Annotated in this window: 14 protein-coding genes; 3 read left to right on the top strand and 11 right to left on the bottom strand. The window is 55.1% G+C overall.

Features of this window, described 5'->3' with window-relative positions:
- Positions 1-95: 95 nt before the first annotated feature.
- A complete protein-coding gene (locus tag PYL13_RS04485; RefSeq protein ID WP_192487064.1) occupies positions 96-1,049 on the top strand; it encodes a LysR substrate-binding domain-containing protein in 954 nt (317 codons plus the stop codon).
- 18 nt (positions 1,050-1,067) lie between these two features.
- Here the strand turns inward: PYL13_RS04485 and PYL13_RS04480 are convergent, their stop codons facing one another.
- Positions 1,068-1,685: a TetR/AcrR family transcriptional regulator gene (locus tag PYL13_RS04480; RefSeq protein WP_192487063.1), complete on the bottom strand. Its 618-nt coding sequence runs from the start codon at positions 1,683-1,685 to the stop codon at positions 1,068-1,070.
- 169 nt (positions 1,686-1,854) lie between these two features.
- On the bottom strand, positions 1,855-3,336 hold the full coding sequence (gene katA, locus PYL13_RS04475; RefSeq protein ID WP_275640578.1) for a catalase KatA: 1,482 nt from the start codon (positions 3,334-3,336) through the stop codon (positions 1,855-1,857).
- A gap of 154 nt (positions 3,337-3,490) precedes the next feature.
- Here katA and PYL13_RS04470 point away from each other — a divergent pair, with 154 nt between their 5' ends.
- Positions 3,491-4,411, top strand: coding sequence for a hydrogen peroxide-inducible genes activator (locus tag PYL13_RS04470; protein ID WP_275640577.1), 921 nt, complete (start codon positions 3,491-3,493; stop codon positions 4,409-4,411).
- Here PYL13_RS04470 and adhP read toward each other — a convergent pair.
- The 4 genes from adhP to PYL13_RS04450 form a co-directional block, all read right to left on the bottom strand.
- A complete protein-coding gene (adhP, locus tag PYL13_RS04465; protein WP_275640576.1) occupies positions 4,408-5,433 on the bottom strand; it encodes an alcohol dehydrogenase AdhP in 1,026 nt (341 codons plus the stop codon). The genes PYL13_RS04470 and adhP overlap by 4 nt on opposite strands.
- Positions 5,434-5,557: 124 nt before the next feature.
- Complete coding sequence (locus PYL13_RS04460; RefSeq protein ID WP_192487840.1) at positions 5,558-5,959, bottom strand: MAPEG family protein; 402 nt, start codon at positions 5,957-5,959, stop codon at positions 5,558-5,560.
- 121 nt (positions 5,960-6,080) lie between these two features.
- Complete coding sequence (gene guaB / locus PYL13_RS04455) at positions 6,081-7,586, bottom strand: IMP dehydrogenase (protein WP_192487059.1); 1,506 nt, start codon at positions 7,584-7,586, stop codon at positions 6,081-6,083.
- A 209-nt stretch (positions 7,587-7,795) separates the two neighbouring features.
- The gene (locus PYL13_RS04450) at positions 7,796-8,797 is read right to left on the bottom strand and encodes an MBL fold metallo-hydrolase (RefSeq protein WP_275640575.1); all 1,002 of its coding nucleotides are present in this window, start codon (positions 8,795-8,797) and stop codon (positions 7,796-7,798) included.
- A gap of 201 nt (positions 8,798-8,998) precedes the next feature.
- Here PYL13_RS04450 and PYL13_RS04445 point away from each other — a divergent pair, with 201 nt between their 5' ends.
- Complete coding sequence (locus PYL13_RS04445; RefSeq protein WP_275640574.1) at positions 8,999-10,384, top strand: MDR family MFS transporter; 1,386 nt, start codon at positions 8,999-9,001, stop codon at positions 10,382-10,384.
- Between the two features lie 70 nt (positions 10,385-10,454).
- On the opposite strand, the gene PYL13_RS04440 is transcribed toward PYL13_RS04445, so the two are convergent.
- The 5 genes from PYL13_RS04440 to nrdI all read right to left on the bottom strand — a co-directional run bounded on the left by PYL13_RS04440 (position 10,455) and on the right by nrdI (position 16,511).
- Positions 10,455-11,219, bottom strand: a complete 765-nt coding sequence (locus tag PYL13_RS04440) for an RlmE family RNA methyltransferase (protein WP_250983610.1) — start codon at positions 11,217-11,219, stop codon at positions 10,455-10,457.
- Between the two features lie 12 nt (positions 11,220-11,231).
- A complete protein-coding gene (locus tag PYL13_RS04435; RefSeq protein WP_275640573.1) occupies positions 11,232-12,785 on the bottom strand; it encodes a Ppx/GppA phosphatase family protein in 1,554 nt (517 codons plus the stop codon).
- 192 nt (positions 12,786-12,977) lie between these two features.
- Positions 12,978-13,952 carry a class 1b ribonucleoside-diphosphate reductase subunit beta gene (gene nrdF, locus PYL13_RS04430; RefSeq protein ID WP_275640572.1) on the bottom strand — a complete coding sequence of 325 codons (975 nt, stop codon included), beginning with the start codon at positions 13,950-13,952 and terminating at the stop codon, positions 12,978-12,980.
- A 19-nt stretch (positions 13,953-13,971) separates the two neighbouring features.
- Complete coding sequence (gene nrdE, locus PYL13_RS04425; protein ID WP_192487053.1) at positions 13,972-16,125, bottom strand: class 1b ribonucleoside-diphosphate reductase subunit alpha; 2,154 nt, start codon at positions 16,123-16,125, stop codon at positions 13,972-13,974.
- On the bottom strand, positions 16,095-16,511 hold the full coding sequence (gene nrdI, locus PYL13_RS04420) for a class Ib ribonucleoside-diphosphate reductase assembly flavoprotein NrdI (protein ID WP_275640571.1): 417 nt from the start codon (positions 16,509-16,511) through the stop codon (positions 16,095-16,097). Before nrdI ends, nrdE begins: the two co-directional genes overlap by 31 nt.
- Positions 16,512-16,523 lie beyond the last annotated feature (12 nt).

The following is a 16,523-nucleotide window of genomic DNA, read 5'->3' as shown; positions in this document are numbered from 1 at the left end:
TCGTCATTTAGTTGCACCTTTAATGACGCAGCCCCATTGATCAGTCCAACGAATGTTTTTAATGTTAGTCATCAATGGTTCTTATGGGATGCACCATGTCCGCCCCGCTTGATATCGATCAGCTACACACATTTATCGCCATCGTGGATACAGGCAGCTTCACCAAGGCTGCGGATCGTATTTTCAAAACGCAATCTGCGGTGTCCATGCAGATGCGCCGTCTTGAGGAGCGGATCGGCAAACAGCTGTTCACCAAGGACGGGCGCGGCAACCGCCTGACCAACGAAGGTGAGAAGCTGATGAATTATGCGCGGCGCATCATTCGTCTGAATGATGAGGCAATCGCAGCTTTCGATGATAATCGTCTGGAAGGCACATTGCGCATCGGCACACCTGACGACTACGCCGACCGGTACATGCCAGAAATTATCGGCCGTTTTGCCAAGACACACCCCAATGTCGAACTTTACATCGTCTGCGAACCATCCGTCAGCCTGGCGGAAAAAATGGCCCGTGGCGAACTTGATATAGCACTGGTGACGCATAATCCCCGCGCCCGTATTTCTGACGTGGTGCGCACCGAACCGCTTTGCTGGGTGGCCTCCGCCAATCACCCGTTGCGTGACAATGCACCGGTGCCGCTTGCCGTGGGCCGTCGTGACTGTCACTGGCGCCAGCTTGCCTGTTCAGCGCTGGATGCCGATGGTCGCGATTATCAGGTTCTGTTTACCAGTTGGTCGTCTACGGTTATCGCTTCAGCGGTTCTCGCAGGCATGGCGGTTTCGGTCCTGCCGGAATCGGCTTTAAGGACCGGCATGAAGGTACTGACCGCCAGTGATGGCTTCCCGCCACTTCCGCCCGTTCAAATCGGCCTGATGAAACGTCCGGGCATTTCGCCGTCACTTGCCAACGCCATTACCGACCATATCTCGGCCTGCCTCGACAATATTTCACTGACGGCGGTGGCAACCGATGATCTGGATAGTGACGTCAAAAGTTATCCGAAGATGCCGAGGCTGCGGGCCGGACATATGCTGCCGGGTTGGTGAGCGACGGTCTGAACGGTGTTAGATGCTTTCACCGATCAGCACCTTGCACTCCGCCAAGAGACGTTGTGCTTCATCCTGATCACTCAGCAGCGACAAGCGCATGCAGGAGCCGAGAAAATAGCTGAGTAGTTTACAGCGGGCTTCATAATCTTCGCCCGGACGTGGACTGCGCAATGATGAGGTGTAACGGATGAAAATCTCTGCCAACCGATAGCTTTGGTCGATGTTCAACCTGGCCAGCGCCTTGTCCATCTCCATGCTCAGCCAGATGCTGAGATAGATGGGGTTTTCGCGGCACTCCTGATAATACCAATCAATTAAAACGAAAACGTGCTGTTTCAGTTCATCCAGTGACGTCGCCTCGTCCAGCGACCGAATGACATGATCTTCGACACGGTTCGAGATCATGTCGAACAGCGCACGCAGGATGGCGGCTTTTTCAGGAAAATATTGGTAGATCGACCCAATTGGAATACCGGCCTCTTTGGCGAGAGCGGTCATGGTCAGGGAACTGACACCGCTTTTGGTAATCAGTCTGGTTGCCGATTCAAGAATGGCATTAACGCGCTGGATGCTGCGATCCTGTTGTGGCGTTTTTCTTGGTTCAATGCGTTCTGGCGTACCACGTCTTGGCATATTGTTTCCCGTCCTGAAACACATGCGGGTAGCTCCCTTGCCACCACAATGGTTGCGATATGGCATGAGCTTTTTTGACGAAAGTTGAACTGCGTTGCGGGCTTTTTAATGAAAACAGCAAAAAGCCGGACAAAAGCCCGGCTTTCCGTTTTCAACTGGCAGTTTAGTCTCACTCGGCCGCGCTGATAGTATCGGCCTGATAACCGTGAGCGGCCTTGAGGGCAGCTCTTAAACCGGCTTCATAGTCCGGATGAACCTGGCGGAAATGCGCAAGCTGGCGCTCAACGATAAAGCCCGGCACACCACCCATGGCTGCAGCTATGTTCGAAAAAAGGCGCTGCTTCTGGCCTGCATCGAACAGGTTGAAGAGCGCGCGCGGCTGGCTGTAATCGTCGTTGCCGATACGGTGGTTGTAACGAGCGGCATCACCGGAGATACGCAGTGGCGGCTCTTTTGCAGCCGGCTGTTCTACCGGGCCATTAAACGAGTTTGGCTCGTAATAGGCATCCGGGTTACCGGTCTTGATACCACCGTAAGTATTCATCTGACCATCGCGATGGTAGTGATGCACGGGACACTTCGGAGCGTTGACCGGAATGTTCTCGTAGTGGGTACCGAGGCGGTGACGGTGGGCGTCCGCATAAGAGAACACGCGCGCCTGCAGCATCTTGTCTGGCGAATAACCGATGCCTGGCACGATGTTGGACGGCGAGAAGGCAGCGTTTTCGATTTCGGTGAAGTAGTTGTCCGGGTTACGGTTCAGCTCCATCACGCCGATATCGATCGGTGGGTACTCGGCATGTGGCCAGACCTTGGTCAGATCGAACGGGTTATAGGTTGTCTTTTCGGCATCCAGTTCCGGCATGATCTGAACCTGTACAGTCCAACGCGGATATTCACCGGCTTCCAGCGCGTTGAATAGGTCTTCCTGCGTCGACTCGCGGGTTTTACCGATAACGGTTTCGGCCTCTTCATTGGTCCAGTGCTTGTGGCCCTGCTGGGTCTTGAAGTGAAACTTTACCCAGTAACGTTCACCGGCATCATTCCAGAAGGAATAGGTGTGTGAACCATAACCATTGATGTGACGAACGTCGGTCGGCAGACCACGGTCGGACATCAGGATCGTCACCTGGTGCAGGCTTTCAGGCGACAGCGACCAGAAATCCCACATGGCAGTTGCCGAACGCATATTTGTGCGCGGATGACGTTTCTGCGTGTGGATGAAATCAGGGAACTTGACCGGATCGCGCACAAAGAACACCGGCGTATTGTTGCCAACAAGATCCCAGTTGCCTTCTTCGGTGTAGAACTTGATGGCAAAACCGCGCACATCACGTTCGGCATCGGCAGCGCCCTGCTCACCGGCCACTGTGGAGAAGCGCAGGATCAACGGCGTTTCAGCGCCCGGCTGCAAGGCCTTGGCCTTTGTGTAACGGGAGATATCGCCAGTGATTTTTAGCGTGCCATAGGCACCCCAACCCTTGGCGTGAACGGCACGCTCAGGAATACGTTCACGGTTCTGATGTGCCAGTTTTTCAATCAACTGGTAGTCCTGCAGCAGAAGCGGGCCACGCTCGCCTGCACTCAGGGAATTCTGGTTATCAGGAATTGGTGATCCTGCGCTGGTTGTCATTGTCGGGCGATCAGCCAAGATTTCCTCCTTTTGGGTTCACTCTCGATGGCAGCAAGTCACCGGCAATCGGGCCGGACGCTTGTCTAGAATACTTCTAACACTGGATTTTTGGCATCCCCTCTCCATAATTTCCAATTGTATTTACGTTCATTTCCGATAGGATTTTCCTATCATGATTACACTTCGGCAAATGCGGTATTTTGAAACTCTGTCCAACACACTTCACTTTGGAAGAGCGGCCCGTGCAGCCAACATCAGTCAGCCAGCGCTATCGGCCCAGATTATGGAGATGGAGAACCATCTCGGCGTAAAGCTGGTAGAGCGGAGCCGCAGCGGGGTCATTATAACCCAAAAAGGCATGGAAATATTACAGCATGCCCGGGCAATTCTTGCTGAGGTCGATCAGCTTGAGGCAACGGCCCGCAAGGGGTCGGGTGTGCTGGAGGGTCCGGTTCGTATCGGCATCATTCCAACCATTGCACCTTATCTTGTGCCACAACTGATACCGCGACTGCGCCAAACCTATCCACGCATTGAAATCGAATTGAAGGAAGCCGTCACAGACCGGCTGCGCAGTGACCTGCTTGAAGGTAAGTTGGACGCGGTGATTGCTGCCCTGCCGCTGGATGACGAATCACTTGCCAGCCAGGTGCTGTTTACGGACCGCTTTTACATGGCCGTTGCCAGCAATGAAGACAGCGTGCTCTCCTCCCCGATGACCGAAGCGCAGGTCGACATGAACAGGTTGCTGCTTCTGGAAGAAGGTCATTGCCTGCGCGACCAGGCACTGGCGGTATGCGGCACAGCTGGCAAACGTAGTCTGGTGAATTTTGGCGCAACGTCGATGACCACGCTGCTGCAGATGGTGTCCCACGATATGGGCATGACACTTATTCCCGAGATCGCGGTACCCTTGGAAACCAAACGCAACAATCTGAGGATCGTTGCCTTTGCCGAGCCGCAGCCATCCCGGCAGATTGGCCTTGCCTGGCGACGCTCCAGCGCCCGTGCGGACGACATGGCGGCACTGGCACAGATGATAACAGCCTGTGCTTCGAAAGAAACACAGGCTGTCGGACATGTGAAAGACTAGTTCAGATCGACAACGATACGGCCGTCGATCTTGCCTTCCTCCATGCGGTGGAAAATATCATTGATGTTTTCCAGCTTGTCCCATGAGAAGTGGGCGGCCACCTTGCCCTCACCTGCAAAGGCCAGGGATTCCTCAAGATCCTGTCGGGTACCGACAATCGAGCCGCGCACTGTAATGCGCTTCAACACCGTATCGAACACCGGCAGGGAAATGTAACCCGGTGGCAGACCGACCAGCGCCATCGTGCCCTTGGAACGCAGGAAACCAAAGGCCTGCTCCATAGCCTTCGGCGAAACGGCTGTTACCAATGCACCGTGAACACCCTTGGTTGCCTTCTGCACCTGCTCAATCGCATCCGGCGCCTTGCCGTTAACGACGATATCCGCACCGAGCTTTTTCGCCAGTTCCAGCTTGTCGTCAAAAATATCAGCGGCAACCACATGCATGCCCATAGCCTTTGCATATTGCACCGCCATGTGGCCAAGACCGCCGATACCGGAAATGACCACCCATTCACCGGGTTTCACCTCGGTTTCCTTCAGGCCTTTGTAGACGGTCACACCGGCGCACAGCACGGGAGCCGCAGGGCCGAAATCGAGATTGTCAGGCAGACGGCCAACATATTTCGGATCGGCAAGGCCATATTGCGCAAAGCTGCCATTCACAGAATAACCGGAGTTTTTCTGTTCGGCGCACAATGTCTCCCAGCCGGTGCGGCACGGAACGCAGCAACCGCAGGCACTGTAGAGCCAAGGCGTGCCAGCACGGTCACCTTCCTTGAAGCCGGTTACGCCAGCGCCAATCTTGGCGACATAACCAACGCCTTCATGGCCGGGAATAAAGGGTGGATTGGGCTTAACCGGCCAGTCACCGTTTGCTGCGTGCAAATCCGTGTGGCAAACGCCGGTCGCCTCATATTTCATGAGGATTTCGCCGGGGCCCGGATCGGGAATTGGCACCTCTTCAATAGAAAGCGGTTTGCCAAATTCCCTGACGACTGCGGCCTTCATCATTGCTGCCATTTGTCTTGCCTCCTTCAACCATAGAACGGTCAAAGGATAGAACAACAACATTCAGTAGAGTTGATCTATCGCAAGAGAAAACGGTTTCGTTTCGCACAGTGTCGCAGTTTTGCGGCAGTCGCGACTATTCAAATGCCAGCCAGATCACCATCCAGCCCCACATGCAGACCAACGCGGCAAAGCCGATGGCAAATGCCGGTGCACGATAACGCAGGCGATTGCTGGTGACATGAAAGTAAGAATGGGCGTAACGCGAAAGCACAAAAATCCATCCCAGCACGATAGTGACGATATTGTCCGCATCAGTAATGTAGAGCAACAAGCATGCCGCGTGGAACAGCACGGGAAGTTCGAACTGGTTGGCAATATTCTTGTTGACCAACTGGCTCTCGCGCGCCTCCTCACCGGCATCCCTGAAACGGCGCGCCGCTTCCGCGTTGAGGAAGGTATATTTTTTCCGTCGGATAAACAGCAAGCAATAAAGACCGAAAACAAGGAAAGCATGCGCAATCATCGGCCAGAACATCGCGGTTGTGGGTGACATGCGGGTTCTCCTTAATCGGTATTCATAGTTACGCTCCCTGACCCGATCTGGATCAGGGAGCGCACAAAAATTCAATTGGCCGTCAACCTAGCCTGCGTAAGGATCAAACGCTACCCGGATAATTCGGGCTCTCGCGGGTAATCGTCACGTCATGGGCGTGGCTTTCGCGCAGGCCAGCACCGGAAATACGAACAAATGTCGCGCGGTCCTGGAATTCAGGAATGGTTGCGCCACCGACATAGCCCATAGCAGCCTTCAGGCCGCCTGCCAGCTGGTGCAGAACGCCGGAAACCGGGCCCTTGTACGGAACCTGACCTTCAATGCCCTCGGGAACCAGCTTCAGAGTGTCGCGAACTTCGGCCTGGAAATAACGGTCTGCGGAACCGCGTGCCATTGCGCCAACGGAGCCCATGCCACGGTAAGCCTTGAAGGAGCGGCCCTGATAGAGGAACACTTCGCCTGGGCTTTCATCCGTACCGGCCAGCAGCGAACCGATCATCACGGCAGATGCACCGGCGGCGATAGCCTTGGCGAGGTCGCCGGAGAACTTGATACCACCATCGGCGATCACAGGAATGTCCAGGGACTGTGCTGCATCAACGGCCGACATGATGGCTGCAAGCTGCGGAACGCCAACACCTGCGACAATACGTGTGGTGCAGATCGAACCTGGGCCGATACCAACCTTGACGGCGTCAGCGCCTGCATCGATCAGCGCTTTGGTGCCGTCAGCGGTCGCGACGTTACCGGCGATGATGCGAACAGCGTTCGACATCTTCTTGACCTGTGCAACAGCGTCGAGAACACGCTGCGAATGGCCATGGGCGGTGTCGACAACGAGGATGTCCACGCCGGCATCGATCAGGCGTTCTGCACGGTCACGGGCATCATCGCCAACGCTGATGGCGGCTGCGGCACGCAAGCGGCCCTGCGCATCCTTTGTCGCATTCGGGTTGAGCTGCGACTTTTCGATGTCCTTGACAGTGATGAGGCCAACGCAGTTGCCCTGGGCGTCTACCACCAGCAGCTTTTCAATGCGGTGCTTGTGCAGAAGGCGACGCGCTTCCTGCTGGTCAACACTGCTTTCCTTGACCGTCACGAGGTTTTCGCGGGTCATCAGTTCGTAGATTTTCTGAGCTGGATCGGAAGCAAAACGAACATCACGGTTGGTGAGGATACCAACCAGACGGCCTGTTTTGTGGCCGCCCTGACCGCCGTTTTCGACAACCGGAATACCGGAAATGCCGTGTGCCTTCATCAGGCTCTGGGCTTCAGCAAGGCTGGCATCCGGACCGATAGTGACCGGGTTTACAACCATGCCGCTTTCGAATTTCTTCACCTGACGAACTTCTTCAGCCTGTTCAGCAGGGGTAAGGTTGCGGTGGATAACACCGATACCACCGGCTTGTGCCATGGCAATCGCCAGGCGGCTTTCCGTGACGGTGTCCATTGCGGAGGAAAGAATAGGCAGGTTCAGGTCGATATCACGTGCGATACGCGTCGAAATATTCGTCTGGCCCGGCATCACTTCGGAGTGTCCCGGCTGCAAGAGCACATCGTCGAAAGTGAGGGCGTCCAAACCTGTGGGCGTTTGAATAATGCGTGCCATGCCAATTTCCTTCATTAAAGAATAGGGTATCCGCCGGGAGGAATCATCCACCGGTGGTTTCACAAGGAGTTCTTGGAAGTTGGCGAGGGCTGGTAACACGTCTATGACAGGAAGGAAATAGCAAAAACCCGGATTCATGAATCCGGGCCTGCTGATCAGCTCACACAATTATGCATAGCTCATTGTGTTTCAACCACAACGGGAGGCTATTACAGGTCAAATTGGTAGGACTTAGGGACGAACCTGTAGCCCTGATCCTGCTTTTCGACATAACCGACGGAGGGGAATGGCATGTGGTACCCGAGGAATGCCAGCTTGTCGGTCGCAATCATATCAAAGACTTTTTTGCGGGTTGCCGCAGCGGCAGCCTTGTCCATGTCGAAACGCACTTCCCATTCCGGACGCTGCAACGACAGCACATAATGGTTGGCTGTATCAGCGGTCAGAACAAGTTGGCGACCTTCCGACTCCACCCGGAAAATCATATGGCCGGGAGAGTGGCCGAAAGCCTCGATACCGGTAATGCCTGAGACAACTTCAGCACCTTCACCGATAAAGGTCATCTTGTCTGCCAGTGGCTTCACCTTGCCGAGCACACCCTTGTGGCCGTTTTCGGCAGGAGTTCCGACGCGAGCGTCGCTGGTCCAAAAATCATATTCGACCTTGCCTGCCACATAACGAGCGTTGGGGAATGCCGGTGCGTCTTTCTCCATCAGGCCGCCAATATGGTCGCCATGCATGTGGGTCAGGACAACGATCGAGATATCCTCGGGCTTGTAACCGGCCGCAGCCAGGCCTTCCTGCAGGCGTCCATTGCCGTTGGCGCGGCCAGCCTCACCAAAGCCGGTATCAAACAGCACGCGCTCGGACCCGGTATTGATCATGACGGGTGCAAAGCTGTTGACGAACTTGTCCTTGGGAAGAAAGTTCTCTTCCAAAAGTGCGCCGACCGCTTCGGCAGACTGGTTGGTGCCAAAGGTTTCGTTTGGCGGTCCCGATACGGCTGCACCGTCCTTGATGACCAGAACCTCGAAATTGCCAAGCTTGAAGCGATTTGTTTCCGGCCCCATAGCGTGGTTTATCTCCATGGATGTTTGTGGTTGCGCGGTTTGCGCCATCGACGCACGCGCCATGATAAACGGAGCAGCCAGTACACCTGTTCCGGCAGATCCCAGAAGTACGCGTCTGCCGATTTTTGAAATCTCAGCCATTGTCCTGTCTCCTCAAAAAAATGTCCGTTTTCATTTGGACAGGAGTATGCAGACAAGACTAAGACGTTGATACCACTTAGATGAAACATCACACACACGTGATGGATGTCAAATCAATGACAAAGCAATTGGCATTGGCCCACATAGAAACTAAACACACACCGTGTGAACCTGATCACAAGCGCAGCGCAGGCATTTCCCATGAACCGCATCATACCGCTTATTCTTGCCGTGGCATTGTTCATGGAGCAGATGGATTCCACCGTTATTGCAACAGCCTTGCCGACTATTGCCCAGGACCTCAATGTCGGGCCGATTACTCTCAAGCTGGCCCTCACCTCCTACATGGTGGCATTGGCAATCTTCATTCCGATCAGCGGATGGATGGCTGACAAATTTGGCGCCAAGACCATCTTCCGGCTGGCCATCGGCGTCTTCATGGTGGGTTCGCTGTTCTGTGCGGTATCCGGTTCATTGGCAGAATTCGTGCTTTCGCGCTTCTTGCAGGGCATGGGCGGCGCAATGATGACGCCGGTTGGTCGTCTCGTCCTGTTGCGCACAACAGACCGCAAGGAACTTGTATCGGCCATGGCCTTGCTGACCATTCCGGCGCTGCTGGGTCCACTGACGGGGCCACCGGTTGGCGGCTTCATCACGACCTATTTTTCCTGGCACTGGATTTTCCTGATCAACATCCCGATCGGTGTCGCCGGTATCGTGCTGTCCAGCATCTACTTGCCGGTGATCGAAACCACCAATCCGCCGGCCATGGATGTGAAAGGTTTTATTCTGTCATCCGTCGCCGCATCGGGCGTGGTTTTCGGTGTTTCGGTTATCAGTCTTCCCGCTCTGCCGCCGACCATCGGCATCGCCTCAATTCTCACCGGTATCGTCGCTGGCGTGCTTTACGTGATCCATGCCCGCAGGCACCCGGCTCCGATCCTCGACTTCAAGATTTTCCAGAATACGACATTCAGAATAACCTCGGTCAGTGGCACGATCTTCCGCATCTCGACTGGCGCCATTCCCTTCTTGATGCCGCTGATGTTGCAGATCGGGTTCGGGTTGAATGCATTTCAGTCTGGCATGGTGACCTTTGCGGGCGCGTTCGGCGCCATCACCACGAAGTTTATTGCAAAGCGGATTTTCGCCGCGACCGGCTTCAAGACCACATTGATTGTCGCCTCGGTAGTTGGCGCGTTTACAACAGCGGCCAATGCGCTGTTTGTGCCGGAAACACCGCACTCGATCATCATCAGTGTTCTTGTCGTGTCCGGTTTTGCTCGGTCGTTCTTCTTCACCGGTTCAAATGCGCTGAGCTATTCGGAGATCGACAACAATCAGGCCAGCCAGGCAACATCCATGTCGTCGGTTCTGCAACAGATCAGCCTTGCATTGGGTGTGGCGTTCGCCGCAACCATTCTGGAAGTCAGTGCCGCATTGACCGGTTCGCACCTGCAACTTGCGGACTTCCATCTCGCATTTGTGATTGTCGCGGCATTTTCGCTTCTCGCCCTGATACCGCTGTTCAGCTTGGATAAAAACGCAGGTGAAGCAATATCCGGGCATCGTCCGAAAATCAGATAACAGCGGAAAACAACACTGCGCAGCGCCTTATAAAGGGCTGCGCAGCCATTAAAGATCGAAACGTTGTCGCTTAGACGTCTTCGTCGGCGTCCTGCTCCAAAGTATCGCGCTCGTCGGCATGGTGGTCGGCCGCTCCTGTATCTTTGCGGCCCTTGAAGCCCTTGGCCAGCAGGAACATTTCTACCGACTCAGAGCGCGATGACGCAGGTTTGATATGCAGGACCTGTTTGAAGTTGCGCTTTAATAGATCAAGCAGCGACTTTTCCGTGCCACCTTGGAAGGTCTTGGCAAGGAAGTGTCCGCCTTCTGCCAACACCTCAATGGCAAAGTCCGCCGCGACTTCGCATAGATGCATCGTGCGAATATGGTCGGTTTTTTGATGGCCCGTGGTCGGCGCTGCCATGTCCGACAAGACCAGATCCGGTGTGCCGCCGATTGCTTCCTTCAGCTTTTCTGGCGCAGTCGGATCAAGGAAGTCGAGCTGCAACAGACGAACGCCAGGAATAGGATCGACCTCAAGGAAGTCGATCGCGGCAACGCGGATATCGTCTTCGGTCGAATCCGTAACCTTGGCGGCAATCTGCGACCAGCTGCCCGGAGCGGCACCCAAGTCGATAATGCGGGTCGCACCCTTCAAGATCTGATGTTTGTCGTTAATCTCGAGAAGCTTGTAGGCTGCGCGGGCGCGGTAGCCTTCCAGCTTGGCGCGCTGCACATAGGGGTCATTGATATGGCGTTCAAGCCAACGGCGCGATGACGCCTTGAGCTTGGTTTTTTTCACCTTCTGGCCAATTTTACGGCCGGTGCGATTGCTTCCGACTGGAGGCTTACTCATAAACTTTGTTCCTTATCTCGCACCGTTTTGCTGGCGGCGCAGACGATTGCGTCGCCACGCGCCATCATCCGCCATCATATCGGTCAACAGGCCTTCACGCAGCCCGCGGTCCGCGACCCGCATACGCCGGGCTGGCCAGCGGCGACGAATGGCCTCCAGAATAGCGCAACCCGCCAGCACCAGATCGGCACGATCCGGGCCAATGCAGGCATTGGCGGCACGGCCGGCAAAATCCCAATCCAGCAGCTTGTTCTGCATGGCTGTCACTTCGCGGTCCGACAACCACAATCCATCCACCTTGCGGCGATCATACCGTGGCAAATCCAGATGGACACCTGCCAGTGTGGTGACCGTGCCTGAGGTGCCGATCAGGTGGAAATCTTCCAGTACGTCGCTTGCCGCAAATGGCGGGCACACGAACGAATCGAGAAGGCCTTCAACTTCGGTCACCATCGCAGAAAACACCTGCGGTGTAACATCGCGACCACCGTGACGTTCCGACAGGGTGACCACGCCAACTGGCAGCGATGTCCAGTGGGTGATGTGGTTGGCAAGACGGTTGGAGCGATTTTCACCAACGCGGATCACGGCAATTTCCGATGAACCGCCACCGATATCAAACAGCACAACCGAGCGGGCATCACGGCCAATCAACGACGAGCAACCGGAGACGGCAAGACGCGCTTCAGTTTCACGGCTGATGATTTCGAGGTCCAGGCCGGTCTCGCGGGTGACGCGGGAAAGGAACTCCTCCCCGTTTTCGGCAGCGCGGCAGGCTTCGGTCGCAATCAGGCGCATGCGCCGGATGGGACGCCCCGACAGTTTTGCAGCACAAACGCGCAGTGCTTCCACGGCACGGTCCATCGCTTCATTAGAAAGGCGGCCGGTTGAAATCAGCCCCTCTCCCAAGCGCACGATACGCGAAAAGGCATCAACCACACGGAACTGGCCGGGACGCGTTGGCTGGGCAATCAGCAGGCGGCAATTGTTGGTGCCGAGATCAAGCGCCGCATACATATCGGCGGCCTGATCCGCATCACGGTCATGGCTGTGCTGGCGCTGGCCATCCCGGTGACCATCACCACGCGATGTCGATCCCGTTCCGTCCTGCCCGGACGACTGGCCTTGCGGCTTGCCGTTCTTGGCAACATGCGTCGGAACCAGCGGCCGGCCTTGCGGCCCGCGGTGTCCACGGCGACGGTCGCGAGATTTGCGTCCCTCGGGTGAACCGGCATTTGGTCCCGCCGTCTTGGCGGCCTGGCCATTGGCTTGAGCACCATCGTTGGTAGATTTTGTTTCTGGATTGGAATTTTGTCCGCTGCCGCGCGAACGCCTGCGCCGTTTGCGCTTGCGCTCACCGGCATCCTGGCCGGGTGAGGTTTCATGCTGAGAATCAGCATGGGAACCGACGACAACAACCGGCGTAGCAACTTGGGCGCCACGGTTAGTACCGTTGCGCTTGCCTTTACCACGTCGAGAGCGTTTCGCTCTGCTCTTGTTTACCGTCGACGCCCCTGATTCTGACGGCTTTTCGCCGCTGCCGGGGTCAGTCACTGTCTTGTCCATTTCGCCGCGCAAAGCGAGAGGCAATGCCGCAGGCGTTTAAAGGTTTCGTTGGGCAGAACATACCAGCACAAGGCATTTTAGCCAACCGTTTTTTGTTTTGCCCAATGGCGGCGGCAGCCTGACACCACAACCGCAATCACAAAAAATCAGTGCACCCCACTTTGCGTGCGAACTGGACAGAGAGGTCGCGGTTTAGAAATCCCAGTCGTCATCCTCAGTCGCAACCGCTTTACCAATGACGTAGGACGAACCAGAGCCGGAAAAGAAGTCGTGATTTTCGTCTGCATTGGGTGAAAGCGCTGAAAGAATTGCCGGATTAACCTTGCATGCTTCCGGCGGAAACAGGGCCTCATATCCCAGATTCATCAGCGCCTTGTTGCCGTTGTAGTGCAGGAATTTCTTGACGTCTTCGCTGAGGCCAACACCATCATAGAGTTCCTCTGTGTATTTCGCCTCGTTGTCATAAAGCTCAAGCAGCAAATCAAAGGCAAAGTCCTTGATCTCCTGTTTCCTGGTATCGCTGAGACGAACCAGCGCCCGCTGGAACTTGTAGCCGATGTAATAACCGTGAACGGCTTCGTCGCGAATGATAAGGCGGATCAAGTCAGCCGTGTTGGTCAGCTTGGCGCGGCTGGACCAATACATCGGAAGGTAAAAGCCGGAATAGAACAGGAAGCTTTCCAGGAAGACGCTGGCGACCTTCTTCTTGAGAGGGTCATCGGAGGCATATTGCTCCATGATCAATGTCGATTTGCGCTGCAGGAACTCGTTTTCTTCCGACCAGCGATAGGCATCATCAACATCAGGTGTCAGGCACAGCGTCGAGAAGATAGAAGAATAGGAGCGCGCATGCACGGCCTCCATAAAGGAGACGTTGGACAGCACCGCCTCTTCATGCGGCGTGATGGCATCTGCCATCAGCTTTACCGCACCGACACCGTTCTGAATGGTGTCGAGCAGTGTCAGTCCGGTAAACACACGGATGGTGAGCTGCTGTTCCTGCGGGGTCAATGTTGCCCAGGATGGGATATCATTGGAGAGCGGTACCTTTTCCGGCAGCCAGAAATTGCCGGTCAAACGGTTCCAGACTTCCAGATCCTTGTCGTCCTCGATGCGGTTCCAGTTGATTGCACGCAGACGGCTGGCCGTCTTGATTTGCATATTCATGTTGCTTGTCCCTCAAATTTTACAGCGTGCAGGAAACGCAGCCCTGAACCTGCGTGCCTTCCAGCGCCATCTGGCGCAACCGAATGTAATAAATGGTCTTGATGCCCTGCTTCCACGCATAGATTTGGGCGCGATTGATATCGCGGGTGGTGGCGGTGTCGCGGAAGAACAGTGTCAGCGACAGTCCCTGATCGACATGTTGTGTGGCCGCGGCATAGGTATCGATGATCTTTTCAGGACCGATCTCATAGGCATCCTGATAATATTCAAGATTATCATTGGTCAGATAAGCTGCGGGATAATAGACGCGGCCAATCTTGCCTTCCTTGCGGATCTCGATTTTCGAGACGATCGGATGGATCGAAGACGTCGAATGGTTGATGTAGGAGATCGAGCCGGTTGGCGGCACGGCCTGCAGGTTCTGGTTATAGAGACCAGATGTCATGACCGCTTCTTTCAATTCCTGCCAGTCGTCCTGGGTTGGAATGTGAATACCGGCCTTTTCAAACAGTTCCTGAACCCTCTCAGTCGCAGGCGTCCATTCGCGCTGTGTGTATTTGTCGAAATATTCGCCGGACGCGTATTTGGAGTTTTCAAAGCCCTTGAAGCTTTCACCAAGTTCCGTAGCCAAGCGGTTCGATGCGCGGACTGCGTGGTAAGCCACAGTGTAGAAATAGATATTGGTGAAATCGATGCCTTCTGGCGAACCATAATAAATGCGCTCGCGGGCGAGATAACCGTGCAGGTTCATCTGGCCGAGACCAATCGCGTGGCTTTCCTCATTGCCCTTTGCAACCGATGGCACGGACGAGATATGGCTCATCTGCGAAACGGCGGTCAAAGCGCGAATTGCCGTCTCGATGGTCGTGCCGAAATCTGCAGAGTCCATCGCGGCAGCAATATTCAAAGAACCGAGATTGCAGGAAATATCCTTGCCCATATGGCTGTAGGAAAGGTCATCATTAAAGACACTTGCGTCGCTGACCTGCAGGATTTCGGAGCACAGATTGCTCATGGTGATACGACCGGCAACAGGGTTTTCCCGGTTCACCGTATCCTCGAACATGATGTAGGGATAACCGCTCTCGAACTGGATTTCGGCAATGATCTGGAAGAACTCACGGGCCTTGATCTTCTTCTTGCGAATGCGGCTGTCGGCAACCATTTCACGGTATTTTTCTGTGACTGAAATCTCGGTAAACGGCACGCCGTAAACCCGCTCCACATCATATGGCGAGAAGAGGTACATATCCTCGTTGTTCTTTGCCAGCTCAAAGGTGATGTCGGGAATGACCACGCCGAGCGACAGGGTCTTGATGCGGATTTTTTCATCGGCATTTTCGCGCTTGGTGTCGAGAAACCGCATGATGTCAGGGTGGTGCGCATGCAGATAAACAGCCCCTGCCCCTTGGCGTGCGCCGAGCTGATTGGCATAGGAAAATGCGTCTTCCAGCAGTTTCATTACCGGAATGACGCCGGATGACTGGTTTTCGATGTTCTTGATCGGTGCGCCCATTTCACGGACGTTGGTCAGGGACAGGGCGACACCGCCGCCACGCTTGGACAATTGCAGCGCGGAATTGATGGAGCGGCCAATGCTTTCCATGTTGTCTTCGATGCGTAACAGGAAGCAAGACACCAGCTCGCCGCGCTGCTTTTTACCGGCATTGAGAAATGTCGGCGTCGCCGGCTGGAAACGACCGGAAATGACCTCATCCATCAGGTTGCGGGCCAGCTGCTCATTACCGCGCGCCAGCGTCAGCGCCACCATGCAGATACGGTCTTCGTAGCGCTCAAGGTAACGCTTGCCGTCAAAGGTTTTCAGCGTGTAGCTGGTGTAATATTTGAACGCACCCAGGAAGGTCGGGAAGCGGAATTTACGCGCATAGGCTTCGTCGAAAAGATCACGCACGAAATTGAAGGAATACTGGTCCAGAACCTCCTGTTCGTAATAGCCTTCCAGCACCAGATAATCGAGCTTTTCCCGCAGGTTATGGAAAAAGACCGTGTTCTGGTTGACGTGTTGCAGAAAATATTGCCGTGCCGCCAGCTTGTCCTTGTCGAGCTGGATTTTGCCATCCTCATCATAGAGGTTCAGCATCGCGTTCAGCGCGTGATAATCCAGCGCCGTTTCACCCGCCTTTAGTGGGCGCTCGAGTGTTGTGACGTCCAAAATCGTTCCAATCCATGTTTGGCTTTCGCAACATCTTCCCCGGTACCCAACAGCTCGAATTTGTAGAGAAAGGGCACGTCGCATTTGTGGGATATGATGTCACCGGCAAGGCAGTAGGCCTCGCCGAAATTGGTGTTTCCAGCGGCGATAACACCGCGAATTAAGCTTCGATTTTCCGTAGAGTTCAAAAACTGGATAACCGGTTTCGGCACCGCACCTTTTGCGCCGCCACCACCATAGGTCGGCACGACGAGCACATAGGGTTCTGTCACCAGCGGCGGGACCTGATCTGCCGCAACTGGTAGGCGCAGCGCCCGAAACCCCAGCTTTTCAACAAAACGGCGGGTGTTTTCCGATGTCGATGAATAATAGACTATCAGCCCCATGCCGATCGTCCG

Source organism: Agrobacterium sp. Azo12, assembly GCF_029193765.2.
Lineage (GTDB): Bacteria > Pseudomonadota > Alphaproteobacteria > Rhizobiales > Rhizobiaceae > Agrobacterium.
This window is presented reverse-complemented; position numbering and strand designations above follow the sequence as displayed.

Excerpts from the sequence above, each read along its gene's own strand:
- PYL13_RS04485 (WP_192487064.1), top strand. The coding sequence starts at position 96 with ATGTCCGCCCCGCTTGATATCGATCAGCTACACACATTTATCGCCATC.
- PYL13_RS04480 (WP_192487063.1), bottom strand. The coding sequence starts at position 1,685 with ATGCCAAGACGTGGTACGCCAGAACGCATTGAACCAAGAAAAACGCCA.
- PYL13_RS04470 (WP_275640577.1), top strand. The coding sequence starts at position 3,491 with ATGATTACACTTCGGCAAATGCGGTATTTTGAAACTCTGTCCAACACA.
- adhP (WP_275640576.1), bottom strand. The coding sequence starts at position 5,433 with ATGGCAGCAATGATGAAGGCCGCAGTCGTCAGGGAATTTGGCAAACCG.
- PYL13_RS04460 (WP_192487840.1), bottom strand. The coding sequence starts at position 5,959 with ATGTTCTGGCCGATGATTGCGCATGCTTTCCTTGTTTTCGGTCTTTAT.
- guaB (WP_192487059.1), bottom strand. The coding sequence starts at position 7,586 with ATGGCACGCATTATTCAAACGCCCACAGGTTTGGACGCCCTCACTTTC.
- PYL13_RS04450 (WP_275640575.1), bottom strand. The coding sequence starts at position 8,797 with ATGGCTGAGATTTCAAAAATCGGCAGACGCGTACTTCTGGGATCTGCC.
- PYL13_RS04445 (WP_275640574.1), top strand. The coding sequence starts at position 8,999 with ATGAACCGCATCATACCGCTTATTCTTGCCGTGGCATTGTTCATGGAG.
- PYL13_RS04440 (WP_250983610.1), bottom strand. The coding sequence starts at position 11,219 with ATGAGTAAGCCTCCAGTCGGAAGCAATCGCACCGGCCGTAAAATTGGC.
- PYL13_RS04435 (WP_275640573.1), bottom strand. The coding sequence starts at position 12,785 with ATGGACAAGACAGTGACTGACCCCGGCAGCGGCGAAAAGCCGTCAGAA.
- nrdF (WP_275640572.1), bottom strand. The coding sequence starts at position 13,952 with ATGAATATGCAAATCAAGACGGCCAGCCGTCTGCGTGCAATCAACTGG.
- nrdI (WP_275640571.1), bottom strand. The coding sequence starts at position 16,511 with ATGGGGCTGATAGTCTATTATTCATCGACATCGGAAAACACCCGCCGT.